This window comes from Paenibacillus sp. PK1-4R (genome assembly GCF_030369595.1).
Taxonomy (GTDB): Bacteria; Bacillota; Bacilli; order Paenibacillales; family Paenibacillaceae; genus Paenibacillus.
This window is the reverse complement of sequence record NZ_CP126535.1, coordinates 4,336,284-4,351,927: the sequence shown is the minus strand read 5'-3', so window position 1 is coordinate 4,351,927 and position 15,644 is coordinate 4,336,284. Positions and strand designations below refer to the sequence as shown.

The following is a 15,644-nucleotide window of genomic DNA, read 5'->3' as shown; positions in this document are numbered from 1 at the left end:
ATTCATATTTTCGCCTTCGAAAATGTATATACGATGTGATATACTCAGATATGTACTCAAAGTTACATTCAAAAACAAATAATCCTGTCGAAATTCTCGCAGGAGTCAATGTGCACATATTCGTATATACCAATAAGCCAGTAGGTTAGGCCAAAATCTGGGAGGGGTAATTCACTTGAAGCTAAAAGTATTGCCTATTGCTTTAACTGCCGTCATTTCAGCCGTTGTGTTGTTTGGAGGTTGGTTTGTATATCGTCAGGTGGCCGTGCAGAATCCGATTGAAAAGATGGTTACCCAGTACGATGGAGTCAATGACGTTCAATTAACTATTAACCGCAATGACGTACAATTGAAACTGGATCTGCAACCTGATGTTGATTTGGGCAGACTGGTACAATATATTCACAAAGAAGGACAGACGTTAATTGGAACACGTTCACTAAAGTTGGATGTTGTGGATCATTCCAGTGAAGCACTGGAAAGTTGGTGGGGGGATGCGATGTTTACCGTAGCTCAGGCGATGGAGAACAAGCAATACACCGAGATTACACCAACGTTGTCAAAGATGGCGACGAATGGAATTAAGGTAAATACAGCGATGGATGACAACAACGTATATGTCAGTCTCAGAGACGGAGATGCCAGCAAGTTTATTATTCTGCCGCGTGTGCCCGGTCAGATAGGAGTGTGGCCTAATGCCTAAGTGGACAAAAGAAGTTGCCATCGGATTTTTTCCCGTATTGATTATTTTTCTTGCTTTTACTGGTGTTAATATTGTTCCGATTCTGATTGCAGCGGTGTTTGTCGGAGCTTTGCTGTTCATGATGCAAATGCGTGGCGGAATTACAGTAGGCGCTGCACAGGAACGTAAACGGAAGAAAAAAGGACCTTCCAAGCTTACTTTTGAAGAAATTGGCGGACAGGACAGTGCCAAGCAGGAATTGCGTGAAGCGCTTGACTTTCTCATCAAACATGAAGAAATTCGGAAGTTCGGGATTCGTCCGTTAAAAGGGATCTTGCTGACGGGCCCTCCAGGGACAGGGAAAACGTTGATGGCCAAGGCTGCTGCCCATTACACCGATTCTGTTTTTGTAGCAGCATCGGGTAGTGAGTTCGTGGAAATGTATGTTGGTGTGGGTGCCAGCAGAATTCGGGATTTGTTCAAGGACGCAAGAACCCGTGCCACCAAGGAAAATAAGGAAAACGCTATTATCTTTATCGATGAAATTGATGTCATTGGGGGTAAACGTGAAGGTGGTCAACAGCGTGAATATGATCAGACCTTGAATCAACTCCTGACGGAAATGGATGGAATCTATTCTTCTGATACGCCAAGAATCCTTGTTATCGCTGCAACAAACCGCAAAGAGATGCTGGATAGCGCCCTGACGCGACCGGGACGTTTTGACCGCCACATTCAAGTGGACTTGCCTGACAAAAAGGGCAGAAAGCATATTTTGGAACTGCATGCGGTGAATAAACCTCTGATGAAGGAAGTTAATCTGGAGAAAACAGCTGAAGAATCGTATGGTTTCTCCGGTGCACAGCTCGAAAGTGTGATGAACGAAGCAGCAATATACGCCATGCGGGACGGGCTGTTGAACATCGAACAGCGGCACTTGTCCCTGGCTATTGATAAAGTCATGATGGGTGAGAAGACAGACCGTGAGTCCAGTGTGGAAGAGAAGAAAAGGGTCGCCATTCATGAATTGGGACATGCCATTATGGCAGAACTTGTTCGTCCAGGCAGTGTTAGTCAAGTGGCACTTAGTCCGCGTGGTCAGGCGCTGGGATATGTACGTCATAACCCGCAACAGGAACAGTTCCTCTATACGAAGCGCTTCCTGGAAGAGCAGATTATGATTGCACTCGGAGGAGCAGCTGCGGAGGAAATGTACTACGGTGGTCGTTCCACAGGGTCACGCAATGACTTTGATCAGGCAACCAATGTGGTACAGACCATGATGGCTTCGGGGTTGACTTCACTTGGGATTGTGAACATGGATATGGTCACAACCGAGGAACTTATGCGAGAGAATAAATTAATTCTGCAAGAACTGATGGAACAGACAAAGCGGTTGCTTGAAGAACAACGGACAATTTTCGACAATTCACTCGACATCTTGATTCGTGAGGAAGTTTTGTCTGGCGAACAATTTCGTTGTCAATTTCGTGACAGTGCCCTTCTACCAGCATAATTTATTTATGCTGGTTATTTTTTTTTACATTTCACTCGTGCTAAGATATTATTATATGTTGGGTCGAAATTTGTAATTTTCGGCGAACAGGGTACAATAGAGAAATAGAGAACCGAAAGGATGGAGCAGAACCATGTTTTTCAAAAAAATAGGAGTTGTCGGCGGCGGTACGATGGGGCAAGGTATTTCCCAGATGCTCGCAGCCAAAGGACTTGATGTGCTTCTCGTGGAGCATACAACACAAAAGCTGGATCATGCATATGACATGATCGAAACCAATCTGGATAAACAACTGGAGAAATGGGCGATTACAAAAGCGGAGAAGAAATTGATTCTTTCCCGTATTACCAAGGTAGCTCATTTAGCTGAACTTGGAACTTGCGACATGGTCATTGAGACGATTTCAGAGGATCTGGATGCGAAAAAAGCAGTATTCAGCCAACTGGACCAAGTTTGCCCAAGCAATGTCATTCTGGCAAGTAATACATCCACGCTGAGTTTGACCGAGCTTGCAAGCTCGACCAAATACCCAGAGCGTGTTATTGGTATGCACTTTATTCACCCGGTATCCCGGGTTGATCTTGTAGAGATTATTCGTGGACTGAAAACTTCGGATACAACATTCGAAGAGACCAGACGTTTTGTTGAAGAAGTAGCGGACAAAAAAGGAGTCATGATCTATGAATCACCTGGATTCGTAACTTCCCGCTTGATCTGCCTGCTGATTAACGAAGCGTTGCATGTATTGCAAGAAGGTGTTGCATCTGCTGAAGATATCGATGATGCAATGCGTATCGGATATAACTTCCAGCATGGACCACTCGAAATGGCTGACCGTTTCGGATTGGATTCTGTTGAAGCTGCACTCGAAAGAATGTTCCGTGAATTCGGAGAATTGAAATATCGTCCTTCTACAGTCCTGAAGAAAATGGTGCGTGCAGGACACCTGGGTGCCAAAACAGGCGAAGGATTCTTCAAGTACGACAAGGATGGTGACCGACTGTGAAAGTACTCGTAATTAATGCGGGGAGTTCCTCGCTCAAATATCAACTGTATAATATGACTGACGAATCTGTACTGGCTAAAGGTTTGGTAGAACGGATCGGAATGGATTCCTCCATTCTGACACATAAACCGACAGGCCGTGAGGATGTTACAGAAGTTAGTGAAATTCTGGAGCATACAACAGCGATCCGTAAAGTCATTGATATTTTGACTCACAAAGAAAATGGTGTACTGGATTCTGTAAGTGAAATTCAAGCTGTTGGACACCGTGTTGTTCACGGTGGTGAAGCATTTAAAGAATCTGCATTGGTAGATGATGCTGCCAAAGCTGAAATTCGTCGTTTGTTTGACTTGGCTCCACTTCATAACCCGGCAGCAATGATGGGTATTCGTGCGGCTGAAGCCAATATGCCTGGTGTGCCACAGGTTATGGTCTTCGATACAGCGTTCCATCAGACGATGCCTGAAAAAGCTTATCTGTATGCTATTCCGCGTGTACTTTACAAAAAATATAAAGTACGTCGCTACGGCGCACATGGTACTTCCCATGATTTCGTAAGCAAGGCAGCTGCTGAATACTTGGATCGTCCAGTGGAAGATCTGAAAATTATCACTTGTCACGTCGGTAACGGTGGTAGTGTAACAGCAGTTAAAGGTGGCGTATCCGTGGATACTTCGATGGGTATGACTCCGCTTGAAGGACTGATGATGGGAACGCGTTCTGGTGACCTTGACCCAGCCATCGTACCTTATGTAATGAACAAGGAAGAACTGAGCGTAAGCGAAGTGAACTCCATGTTGAACAAACACAGTGGATTGCTTGCGATCTCCGGAATCAGCAGTGACATGCGTGAGATTACGGAAGGTATGGAGAATGGCGATGCCAACTCCACGCTTGCTTTTGAGATGTACGAATACCGTCTGCGTAAATACATCGGTTCATATGCAGCTGCAATGAACGGTGTAGACGTGATCGTCTTTACGGCTGGTGTAGGTGAGAACTCTGTTGTACTTCGCCAAAAAGTATGTGAGCAGCTCACTTATCTGGGTGTTGAACTGGATGAAGCGTTGAATGCCATTCGTTCTGGCGAACCGCGCCGGATCACAACAGCGAATTCCAAAGTGGAAGTTCTCGTTGTGCCAACTAACGAAGAATTGGTAATTGCACGTGATACACACCGAATCGTATTGAATTCTCAGTAATCTAACTGTAAAGTAAATATAGAATGACAAGGAAGTGCAGAGGACAGGCATAAGCCTGCCCGCTGCATTTTCAAATTCAGGAACCAAGGGGAGATATGGGCATGAATACGAATTGTGTAATTCGTAATGTGAACGAGCATGTGGGCGAAACCGTAACAATCGGTGCCTGGATTAACAACAAACGTTCCAGCGGTAAAATTCAGTTTTTACAGCTGCGTGATGGAACCGGATATATCCAAGGGGTTGTTGTAAAAAGTGAAGTTAGTGAAGAAATCTGGAACAATGCCAAGAGCCTGACCCAAGAAAGCTCTTTGTATGTTACAGGTATTATTCGTGAAGAACCTCGCAGTGCGTCTGGTTATGAAATGACTGTTACAGGGGTTGAGATCATTCACCTGACTGAAAACTATCCAATTACGCCTAAAGAGCATGGTGTTGATTTCTTGATGGACCATCGTCATCTGTGGCTTCGTTCTACGAAGCAACGTGCGGTTATGGTGATTCGTGCAGAGATTATTCGCGCTGTTCAACAGTTCTTTGATGGTAACGGATTCACACAAGTTGATCCTCCGATTTTGACACCATCGTCTGCGGAAGGAACAACGAACCTGTTCCACATCAAATACTTTGATGAAGATGCTTATCTGACACAAAGTGGTCAATTGTATATGGAAGCCGCAGCCATGGCGCTGGGCAAGGTATATTCCTTCGGTCCAACATTCCGCGCAGAGAAGTCCAAAACACGTCGTCACTTGATTGAGTTCTGGATGATTGAGCCGGAAATGGCATTTGTAGATCACGAGGAAAGTCTGCGCGTACAAGAGAAATTTATTGCTCATGTCGTTCAATCCGTGGTGAAAAACTGCCGTGCAGAACTGGAATCTATCGGTCGTGACGTATCCAAACTCGAAGGTATCGTAGCTCCATTCCCACGAATTACGTATGATGAAGCGATTGAATTCCTGCATGGACAAGGCTTTGATATTCCTTGGGGAGAAGACTTTGGTGCACCGCACGAAACAGCAATTGCTGAGAAGTACAATACACCCGTCTTTATCACGCATTACCCTGCTGGAATCAAGGCATTCTACATGAAACCAGATCCGAATCGTCCAGAAGTTGTTCTCTGTGCTGATATGATTGCACCAGAAGGCTACGGAGAGATTATTGGCGGTTCGCAGCGTATCGATGATCCGGAATTGATGCAACAACGTTTTGAGGAGCACAATCTCTCGGATGAAGCTTACCAATGGTATCTGGATTTGCGTAAATACGGATCGGTTCCTCACTCCGGTTTCGGTCTGGGATTGGAGCGGACGGTAGCATGGATCTGTGGATTGGATCATGTACGTGAAACAATCGCATTCCCACGTATGCTCTATCGTCTGTACCCTTAATGCTTAACCGAGGAGCGTCTATGGAAGACAACACATCCAAAGCTTGGTTGGATGGAGCAGCTTATGGCATGACTTCGGGTACAGCCCATCTGCCGTATGCCTTGTTACGTTTTTATCACCAGCTTGGTCTATCAGATGCAGAAGTGCTTCTTCTGATTCAACTGCTAGGGTTCCGTCAGGCAGAGTTCAATGAGTTTCCCACGCTTGAAGAGCTTGCGGCGCGCATGGGACTTGCACCTGAAGGCATTGCCAGAATGTTGCAACGTCTGATGAGGGATGGGTATATTGCTATTGACGAGCACCGTGACGAAGAACGGGACATCCAGTACGAGCGATATGATTTACATGGATTATATGCCAAACTTGCAGCGTGCACTGCTGAAGAAGTAGCCGCATTCCGTGCGGAGCAGCATAGTAGCAATACAGCACGTCAAGATTCGAACAGTGTTCAAAAAGAAGAGGAAGAACGGAACATGTTCTCCATCTTTGAAAAAGAATTTGGACGTCCGCTCTCTCCAATGGAGTGCGAAACGATATCCGGCTGGTTGGATCAGGACCGTTATCAAGAGGAATTGATTCTAATGGCTCTGAAGGAAGCAGTTTTTGCAGGCAAAGTACATTTCCGGTATATCGATCGAATACTGCTTGAGTGGAGTCGCAATCGTGTCAAGACCGTTCAAGATGCAAAGGCGTACACACAGCGGTTTCGTAATGGTGGACGTTAATTCCAGCGTAGGCGGGACAAGAAACAGGCCAGAAGTCATTCTGTGCCTGTTTTTTTTGGATTATAGATTGGATGAGTGATCAGCAACATCAACCTTTCAGGCAATGATTTCACTTTGTTTTACAAAAATTTGATAGATCACGCAGGGGTTAACGCACAAGCTGTCGTCTATTGTATTGGAGAGGAGGGGAGAGTTATTGATGAAGCGCGTGTAATCGAACAAATCCGTCAAGGAGATACATCCCAGATGCGTACTCTGATTGATAAATATAGCCAGCATGTATACCATGTGGCCTATTCCGTACTCAGGAACGATCAGGAAGCACAGGATGCAGCTCAGGAGGCGTTCATACAGATGTATAAGTCTCTCCCCGACTACCGTTCTGAAGGTTTCAAGACGTGGTTAACCCGAATTGCCTTTCACAAAGCGATTGATGCCAAACGCAAGCTGGGCAGACGAACTGCTGAGGATCTGGGTGGAGAAGAAAAAATAATCAATATTCCCGGACGGGATGAAGACGTTCTTACCCGTCTCGTTCGTGAAGAGCGTCAGGATAAACTTCGCGAACGAATTAATCAGTTGCCTGCTCAGCATCGTGACATTATCACTGCGTATTATCTAAGCGAAAAAAATTATGAGCAGATTGCCAGTGATGCACAGGTGGCTGTGAAGACTGTGGAATCCCGCTTGTATCGTGCCCGGCAGTGGATTCGAAAACATTGGAAGGAGGATGAATGGCGTGAGTAAACAGGAGAAATATACCACTGCGCAATGGACTGATTATATTGAAGGCCATATGAGTGAAACTCAAGCGAACCAAATGGAACAGCTTTTGCTGGAAGACCCGGATGCGATGGACAGTTATTTGGAAGCACTCGGTATCCATGGGGAACTACCTCCGCTACATGACCCAACAGGGTTTGCGGATTCAGTCATGCATCGGATTGAGGGCATTCAATCATCCAAGGTACAACGCAAATCCCGTGCTGGACGAAACCGGCGCTGGCTTGATCATAAAGTGTTCCATTACGCGGTAGCAGCCTGTTTGACATTGATCTTCCTCTCGTCTGGACTTTTTGACAAGGTAGCACCATATCACAAGTTCCAGGATGGCGACCACAGAGGGTCTTTTACCGAGAAATGGACGGAGGCAGCCACTTCATGGCTGGATAACCTCAAGCCTAAACCATAAATAGCTTCGCATTGCCTGAAAAGAAAGGATGACGACTGTGCACTCAGATCGTAACAAATTACTCGCATTTCTATTAAACCTGATACCCGGTCTTGGTTTTATGTATTGGAGGCGGCCTACCAGAGCTGTGGTCTATCCATTACTCTTTTTTGGAACAGCTGTTGGCTCATTCATGTTAGCAATGGTCACTAATGAACAAGATTTAATGATTTTCGGTGCACTTTTTGCTGCTTTCTTCTGGGGGATCAGCATGCTGGACATGGTTATTGTTCTGCTCCGTGCGCCTTCCGGCCGAGATGCTCATTACAGGGGATATGGAGCACATTACGGACCGCAACATCCAGGAGCAGCCTATCAGGGAGCACACATGGGCCATCAAGGGCCTATGGAACATATGAATGAAGATGAGCTGCATCAGCATCCTGGTAGTGAATATGCTCACGCTGAAGGGACCTATGGTCAACCCATGTATCGAAAAGGCAGTGAGGGTGAACGCTTCTTCACCATTTTACTCTCATTTGTTCCAGGATTGGGACATCTTCATCTGGGATTGTTGCATCGTGGGTTGTCCTTCCTGATGGCGTTCTTTGGTTCATTTGCCATGATGGTTTTTGTAGCTTCGATCACCAATGAATCCGTATTTTTAATGTTCCTGCTAATACTGCCTGTAATATGGGTATACTGCATGTTTGATGCGGTGCAACATGTCCACCGTAAGCAGGCTGGTGAGGTGTTGCAGGATCGGACATTATTTGAGGAATTGGAGATGGGCAGAGTAGCCGGACGACGTAGCAAAGTGCTTGCAACGCTGCTATCCGCTTTTCCAGGTGCAGGTCATCTATATCTTGGATTGCAGAGAAGAGGCATGCAATTGATGTTCCTGTTCCTGGGCAGCATCTATGTTCTGGACCTGCTTCATTTATCGGTGTTTCTGTTCATGATTCCACTGGTCTGGTTCTACAGCTTCTTTGACGGACTACAGTGCTCCAGTCGCTATGGACGCGAGCCATTGGTTGATCAACCGATCTTCAAGGACTGGGCCCGCCATCAGCGTCTGATTGGATTCGGGATTGCGGCACTGGGTCTATATTACTTGACGATCCGGCTTGTCATTCCTCAGCTGAATGAGCTGTTCCCGAATGCATTTATGACATATGAGATTCGTTCCTATCTAAACACCGTCATCGTATCCTTGCTGCTCATTTTTGGCGGCTTGAAATTGCTGTTTGGCAAGCAACGAGGGACGGGTATCCAAAGTGCTGCTCATCGAAATGATGAGGGAGCAGACAGTCTCTTTTTATTCAAGGATAGGGATGATCGACTGTAATTTACGATCCAAGTTGAATTAAAGATTATTTACACTGACACTACGATGCACAGAGCAACCTTTCAATCGCTGTTATCCCTACAACATAAAAACACGCCAAGGGCTATGTATATCAGCCTCTGGCGTGTTTTTGGGTTGAACAACTTTGATTTCGAATAAATGATTGCTATTTCGTAGCACCCTTCAACAGAAGTTGACGGTACATCACTTCGAACAGGAACTCGAACGCTTCCAGATGACGTTTTGCTTCAAAAGCATCTTTGCCCCACGCATATATACCGTGGTTCCGAAGCAAGATCCCTGGCACTTTGGCATCCAGAACATCCGGTACCAATTCAGCAATTGACGGAATGTCCGCAAAGTTAGGCAGGACAGGTACGCGAATCTCCGCATTTTCTTCCCAAATGTTGAAAGCCTTGATCAATTCGATTCCTTGAATCGGTACGTGTCCATCTGCTCCAAAGAATTCGCTAATCAGGTTGTTAAACACGGTATGCACGTGGAATACAGCGCCACAGCCGGTCAAACGATAGATTTCGCAATGAATCAAAGTTTCAGCACTGGGTTTCAACGTTGTTGTTTCGATCGCTTTGCCGTGTTTGTCTACAAAAAGGAAGTCTTCCGGTGTGCGCAGAGATTTGTCTTTGCCTGAAGCGGTAACCGCAAAATAAAATTGCTCCGGGTCAAAATCTCCTACACGCATCGACAGATTGCCACTTGTTCCGGGGAACCAGTTACGACTTGCAAACAATGCTTTAATATCAGCCAGTTCTTCAAGGACCTGACGTTTGTGTTCCAATGTAATCTTTTCAAAACCCATCGTTTACAGCACTCCTTGTGTTTGCTTCTGTTTCATATCTTCGATGATATCGTAAAATGTAGCAAATGGTACATGGTCCACACCAAGCTCAATACATTTGTCCGTCAAAATGGAGCGGGAGTAGACGAGATCGGCAATTTTGGCACCTTCAAAATCTGTCAGACTGTCTCCAATGAGGATTCGATTATATTGTTCTTCCGGGAAGGTACGAATCACGGTTGTTTTACACATGCCGCAGCCATTCTCACAAGGAGGCTGGCAGGGATTCGGCCATTCAATCCGAATGGTTTCACCCGAGAAGTCAGCTCCGTTGCAATAGACATGATCCTTAGGGATATCGAATGGCGCGAGTAAGGGTTCGATAAAAAAGTCCATACCACCGCTGGTCACATTGAATTCGATCCCTTCGCTGCGAACGTAGTCAAGAAACTCGTTAAATCCTTCACGGATCCCCGCTTGTCCAAGCACAAATTCCACAATTTCATCTTTTTGCGATGCAGGTAACAGAGCAAACATGGCTCCAACACCTTCACGCAGCGAGATGTTCTGCTCAATCGTATCTTTCATAATCGCTTCAATGCCCTCAGGCTTAAAGTGTTTCATGATTGCTACAATATTGTCCGAGAGGGTAATCGTACCGTCAAAGTCACAGAAAATGACTGTTTTTTTATCACTTCTCATCGTTCGCCACCCCACAGGTCCAATGCGCTTTTCAGCTCTGGATGCTCGGTTGCATATTGCGCAAGTGGAATGGAACGCTGAGCTGCCTCAATGGCTTGCAGGAATGCACGTCCGCCTGCCTCAGTGCCCATAGGATGTCCATGAATACCGCCACCAGCATTAACGATGACATCTGTTCCAAAGTCGCGCAAAATAAGCGGTACAAGGCCTGGATGGATACCAGCTGAAGGCACTGGCATGCTGGTTCGTACTGGCAGATCAGCTGTCAGTAATTGCTCCGTGATCGCCATATTTTCTTCCTTCGGCATCGTAACCGATCCGTAAGGGGAAGGGAAGAGCACCAGATCGGCACCCGCAAGACGCATCAACTGGCCTAGTACAACCGAAGCCGACATGCCGTAATGTGGTGAAGGATACAGTGCTCCTGCAAGAGCAGGGTGAGCCATAATTGGCACATTAATATCAGGATCACTGCTGAGTTCATGCAGCACATCATATCCGTAGGACAATACGTTGAACAGTAATGCATTTGCTCCAGCGCCAATGGCACGTTCAGCTTGCTCTTTCAGACGTGATGTAGGCCCAGTGAGATTAGTTGCATATAGAAGTTTCTTGCCGGTCTCCTGACGTGCCTGTTCGGCAGCTTTCATGCAGACCTCGACTCTTTTTTCGATGGGTGTCAATTTATTCTCGAACAGAATCTCATCGTCCTTGATCAGATCAACGCCCCCAAGGGCCTGACGAATAAATTGTTCACGCAGTTCATCTGCATCCAGTCCGATAACCGATTTGAAGATACTCATTAACAGTGGACGATCATGCACACCAAGCAGATCACGAACACCATTCAGTCCAAACTTGGGACCCGGGAATGCACTGAGGAAGCCATCCGAGAAACCAAGCTTTGTAAGTTTGATCCGGCCATCCATTGAGATTTTGCCAAAGACCGTCACGAGCAGGGCAGGAATGTCACGACTGAAGTTCACATCAGGGTATCCAATAGTAATATCCGCGTAACGCTCACCCGCAGCCATCCCATCAGCTTCATGGACTTCTACGCTTATTACTTCACCGAGATGTTTCTGCATCGCTTCACGTTGGGCTTGCGGCAACTCCGTCCAGCTGCCCACGGTCATGCCAATCGCGATGGACTGAGCCTTCTTGCGAAAGTCTGCATGGTCATCATGCAGACGATATGTGGCTGTGCACATGTTATTCATTTTAAATCCCCTTCCAAAGCAGCTCCCATCTCCCGTGAGCGCTCTGCACAGCGGTTGACGGCTGCGATTACATTTTCAAAGAAATCTCCTTCGTCCAGCGTTTTCAGTGCTGCCTGGGTTGCCCCTCCCGGGGATGTCACATCACTACGAAGCTTCATCGGTTCCAAACCGGTTTGTTGTACCATTCGTGACGCGCCCAGCACCGTCTGAACAGTGAGATCACGAGATTGCTGGCTGGATAAGCCACCACGAATACCTGCGGCAATCATGGCCTCCATTAAATAGTATACATAAGCAGGGCCGCTTCCGGAAATCCCTGTGAGCACTTCGAGTTTATCTTCAGGCACGATGGTCACGATACCAACCGCTTCAAACATGGTCATCACCGTACTGCGCTGATCATCCGTAATTTCCGCAGAGAAGGCAAGACCGGTTGCACCAAGTCCAATGGTACTGGATGTATTTGGCATGGTTCTCGCGATTGGCTGTTTACGACCAAGCAAGGATTGCATCGTGCGGATTGATAATCCGGCAATGACAGATACGATCAGTTGATCAGGTGATAACAATGGACCGAGTTCGCGCAGCGCTGCGGCAGCATCTTTGGGTTTCATACAGAGTACAATGACCGGAGTGGAGGCAAGATGATCCAAAGATTGTGAGGCCGTTCCGGTATGTACTGCATAACGGGTGCTGAGCTCCTCCTGACGTTTCTGGTTGCTGCGGTTCAGCATCGTAATATCCTGAGGACGAACGACTAGGCGGGAGATCAGTCCGCGCACGATGGCTTCAGCCATCGCGCCTGCTCCGTGGAAAGTAATCTTCTGTTGTAGTAACGTCTGTTGCTCTTGACTCATATTTATCGTTCCTCCTATATAACTGGTGCTGGGATATTATTGACGGATCTGTCCATTGCCTGTAATGCGATATTTGGTTGATGTCAGTGCTGGCAGTCCCATCGGTCCACGTGCATGCAGTTTCTGGGTACTGATTCCGATTTCGGCTCCATAGCCAAATTCAAATCCGTCGGTGAAACGAGTGGATGCATTGTGATAGACGGCTGCCGCATCCACATCATGCATGAAGCGTTCTGCATGGGCTGTATCACGGGTTACGATACACTCGGAATGTTTGGTTCCGTAATGTGCGATATGCTGCATCGCTTCGTCCAGGTTCTCAACCACACGGATATTTAAAATATAATCGTTATACTCGGTCGCATAGTCTTCCTCGGTTGCCTCAAGGGCAGAAGGGACAAGACGGCGCACGGTGTCGCAACCTTTCAAGACCACATTGGCCTCACGGAATTGCTCGGCAAGAGCAGGCAGATGCTCTTCCGCATATGCCGCATGCAGCAGCAACGTTTCCATGGAGTTACATACGGATGGGCGTTGTGCCTTGGCGTTGATGGCAATTTCGGCTGCCATGACCGGATCGGCTGATTCATCCACATAGGTATGACAGATGCCTGCTCCAGTTTCAATAACAGGGACTGTTGCATTGGAAACCACATTACGAATAAGTGAGGCCCCGCCGCGTGGAATAATAACGTCCAGCAATCCGTTCAGCTTGAGCATTTCATCTACGGAAGCACGATCCGCATCCTCAACCAGTTGCAGTGCATCAGCAGGCATGTCTGTCGTTGTCAGTGCCTGATGCAGAACCTCCACAATTTTACGATTGGAGGACAGGGCTGAGGAGCCGCCGCGCAGAAGGACTGCGTTACCTGTTTTGAGACATAATCCGGCTGCGTCTACAGTTACATTAGGACGAGCTTCATAGATAATACCGATCAGGCCAATCGGCACTCTTAATTTTTCAACATGCAATCCGTTTGGACGGGTGAATGTCTCCAAGACTTCACCGACTGGATCAGGCAGATCTGCAATCTGACGTAATCCTTCGGCAATGCCAGCAATGCGCTCCTTATTAAGTGCGAGTCGATCCAGCATGGATTCCGGCGTGCCTTGTTCTCTGCCGCGTTCCAGATCCTCAGCGTTTGCCGTAATGATGGAATCCGTCTCCTTAATCAAAGCATCTGCCATGACACGCAGGGCCGTATTTTTCTGTTGTGTATTCAATCGGTTCAGCTGTGGAACCGTGGCTTGGGCTTTGCTGGCTTTTTCTCTGACTTCACTCATCGTAATTCCTCCTCATATATATAAAGTTAAGTATTCCAACCACATGTTAAACTAAAGATTATTCACACAGACACTACGATGACAGAATAACCTTCCAATCGCTGTTATCCCCAGATTTTTTCGATTCCCTTTTCTAAAGGGAAAAATCCGGAGATAAGCGTATGCTTCCGATGTAGCTTTCTTTCAGAAAGCTTTTAGGCGAACGCTCCGCTTTTTCAGGTTTTTTCTGTCCTCTCCGTTACGTGTAAATGATTAGTTTAACTTTAATATAACTTCTTGTTTACTTTAACGTAATCCATTCGTCTCTATGAATAACCTCAAGCCTATGGATGCTAGCGAGTTGTTTCATCACTTCGCCACTGGGAAGTCCGGCAATGAGTCGAAGCTGGTCATCATCATAATTGACAATACCGCGACCAAGCAAGGTTTCATCCATTCCGATGACCTCTACAACGTCTCCTGCATGAAACGTTCCCAGTACCCGCTTGACTCCTACAGGTAAAAGGCTGTGGCCCCCATGGACAAGTGCTTCTTCAGCACCATCATCCACAACGACAGTTCCCAGTGGAGTAGACATGAAGCCGAGCCACTGCTTTTTACGGGATAACGAAGCGAGTCGTGTCTCAAAGTAAGTTCCTTTACCGGTGCCATCAACCGCTTTCTGCATATCTCCGTGTTCTTTCACACTTCCCACGAATACAGGTACGCCTCCACGTGTAGCAACCTTTGCTGCATCAACTTTGGATCGCATTCCGCCTGTACCAACCGTTGATCCTGAGCCGCCGGCAAAAGCGTAGATCTCAGCCGTTATTTCGGGAATACGGTCGTAACGTACGGCAGAAGGATCTTTACGCGGATCTGCGGTGTACAGGCCGTTGGTATCGGTAAGAATGATCAGATGCTGTGCCTTCACCAGGTTTGCAACCAATGCGGACAACAGATCGTTATCACCAAACTTCAATTCGTCTACCGATACCGTATCATTCTCATTGAAAATTGGAATCACTCGCTGTTTAAGCAGCTCTTCTACGGTCATACCTGCGTTACCCATGCGTTTACGACTGTGAAAGTCTGTACGAGTTAACAGAATTTGCGCCGTAGTAACGCGGTGCGCTGCAAAAGCCTGTTGATATGCCTGCATCAGTAATGCCTGACCAACGGCCGCTGCGGCTTGTTTCTCATGTAGCAGTTTGGGGCGCTGAGGATAACCGATCTCCCGGAATCCGGCCGCTACCGCTCCTGAGGTGACCAAGAGTACTTCATGGCCCTGATCAGCCAGTGCTGCAATTTCTCCGGCAAAAAAAGTGATCGAACTGCGATCCAGACCGCCTTCTTCCGTGGTAAGCGAGCTGCTTCCAATCTTAACTACAATACGTGAAGTCATGGTTTCACTTCCTTAAACATGATTAATAAGTGCTTCTGGAGCAGGCTATAGCGGGTACAAAAAAAACTCCCGCCCTTTAGTTAAAAAGGACGAAAGTTTGTTACTTCCGCGGTACCACCTTTATTGATGATTAGATCATCCGGCTTCATGCCCTGTAACAGAAGGCACTGTCCTGCACGTAACAGGCCGCTCAGGGGTAGGTTTCAGAGAAGAGCCGCGGTAAATTCTTTCAGCAGGGTGGAATTTACTCTCTGGGCGCGACTGATATTCTCTTACTGGTCCCGTCATCACGTTTCGTTCAATATTTCTTATAACATACCATGGAAACTTGGCATATGCAAAGGGGTTATG

General features: G+C 46.9%; 15 protein-coding genes. 9 read left to right on the top strand and 6 right to left on the bottom strand.

What is annotated here, in order from left to right:
- The first annotated feature begins 175 nt into the window (after positions 1 to 175).
- The 9 genes from QNO02_RS18750 to QNO02_RS18710 all read left to right on the top strand — a co-directional run bounded on the left by QNO02_RS18750 (position 176) and on the right by QNO02_RS18710 (position 9,047).
- Positions 176 to 703: a hypothetical protein gene (locus QNO02_RS18750; RefSeq protein ID WP_017687748.1), complete on the top strand. Its 528-nt coding sequence runs from the start codon at positions 176 to 178 to the stop codon at positions 701 to 703.
- A complete protein-coding gene (locus QNO02_RS18745; protein WP_036607609.1) occupies positions 696 to 2,198 on the top strand; it encodes an AAA family ATPase in 1,503 nt (500 codons plus the stop codon). Before QNO02_RS18750 ends, QNO02_RS18745 begins: the two co-directional genes overlap by 8 nt.
- 133 nt (positions 2,199 to 2,331) lie before the next feature.
- A complete protein-coding gene (locus QNO02_RS18740; RefSeq protein ID WP_017687750.1) occupies positions 2,332 to 3,204 on the top strand; it encodes a 3-hydroxyacyl-CoA dehydrogenase family protein in 873 nt (290 codons plus the stop codon).
- A complete protein-coding gene (locus QNO02_RS18735) occupies positions 3,201 to 4,406 on the top strand; it encodes an acetate/propionate family kinase (protein WP_036607607.1) in 1,206 nt (401 codons plus the stop codon). Before QNO02_RS18740 ends, QNO02_RS18735 begins: the two co-directional genes overlap by 4 nt.
- Positions 4,407 to 4,507: 101 nt before the next feature.
- Positions 4,508 to 5,803 (top strand): asparagine--tRNA ligase, encoded by a 1,296-nt coding sequence (gene asnS, locus QNO02_RS18730; RefSeq protein WP_017687752.1) that lies wholly within the window; start codon positions 4,508 to 4,510, stop codon positions 5,801 to 5,803.
- A gap of 20 nt (positions 5,804 to 5,823) precedes the next feature.
- Positions 5,824 to 6,528, top strand: coding sequence for a DnaD domain-containing protein (locus QNO02_RS18725; protein WP_289389650.1), 705 nt, complete (start codon positions 5,824 to 5,826; stop codon positions 6,526 to 6,528).
- Between the two features lie 246 nt (positions 6,529 to 6,774).
- On the top strand, positions 6,775 to 7,275 hold the full coding sequence (locus QNO02_RS18720) for an RNA polymerase sigma factor (protein WP_235200725.1): 501 nt from the start codon (positions 6,775 to 6,777) through the stop codon (positions 7,273 to 7,275).
- Complete coding sequence (locus QNO02_RS18715; protein WP_289389649.1) at positions 7,268 to 7,720, top strand: hypothetical protein; 453 nt, start codon at positions 7,268 to 7,270, stop codon at positions 7,718 to 7,720. The genes QNO02_RS18720 and QNO02_RS18715 overlap by 8 nt, the downstream gene beginning before the upstream one ends.
- 37 nt (positions 7,721 to 7,757) lie before the next feature.
- Positions 7,758 to 9,047 carry a multi-tm2 domain protein gene (locus tag QNO02_RS18710; protein WP_289389648.1) on the top strand — a complete coding sequence of 430 codons (1,290 nt, stop codon included), beginning with the start codon at positions 7,758 to 7,760 and terminating at the stop codon, positions 9,045 to 9,047.
- Positions 9,048 to 9,213: 166 nt separating this feature from the next.
- On the opposite strand, the gene QNO02_RS18705 is transcribed toward QNO02_RS18710, so the two are convergent.
- From QNO02_RS18705 to proB, 6 genes are all read right to left on the bottom strand, one after another.
- Positions 9,214 to 9,867: a methylthioribulose 1-phosphate dehydratase gene (locus QNO02_RS18705; protein WP_133385324.1), complete on the bottom strand. Its 654-nt coding sequence runs from the start codon at positions 9,865 to 9,867 to the stop codon at positions 9,214 to 9,216.
- Positions 9,868 to 9,870: 3 nt separating this feature from the next.
- Positions 9,871 to 10,548, bottom strand: a complete 678-nt coding sequence (locus QNO02_RS18700) for a 2-hydroxy-3-keto-5-methylthiopentenyl-1-phosphate phosphatase (protein ID WP_289389647.1) — start codon at positions 10,546 to 10,548, stop codon at positions 9,871 to 9,873.
- A complete protein-coding gene (locus QNO02_RS18695) occupies positions 10,545 to 11,768 on the bottom strand; it encodes a 2,3-diketo-5-methylthiopentyl-1-phosphate enolase (protein WP_176872585.1) in 1,224 nt (407 codons plus the stop codon). The genes QNO02_RS18700 and QNO02_RS18695 overlap by 4 nt, the downstream gene beginning before the upstream one ends.
- A complete protein-coding gene (gene proC / locus QNO02_RS18690) occupies positions 11,765 to 12,625 on the bottom strand; it encodes a pyrroline-5-carboxylate reductase (protein WP_036607595.1) in 861 nt (286 codons plus the stop codon). The genes QNO02_RS18695 and proC overlap by 4 nt, the downstream gene beginning before the upstream one ends.
- 36 nt (positions 12,626 to 12,661) lie before the next feature.
- Positions 12,662 to 13,909: a glutamate-5-semialdehyde dehydrogenase gene (locus QNO02_RS18685; protein WP_289389646.1), complete on the bottom strand. Its 1,248-nt coding sequence runs from the start codon at positions 13,907 to 13,909 to the stop codon at positions 12,662 to 12,664.
- Positions 13,910 to 14,189: 280 nt separating this feature from the next.
- Positions 14,190 to 15,293, bottom strand: coding sequence for a glutamate 5-kinase (proB, locus tag QNO02_RS18680; RefSeq protein ID WP_133385321.1), 1,104 nt, complete (start codon positions 15,291 to 15,293; stop codon positions 14,190 to 14,192).
- Between the last annotated feature and the right edge of the window lie 351 nt (positions 15,294 to 15,644).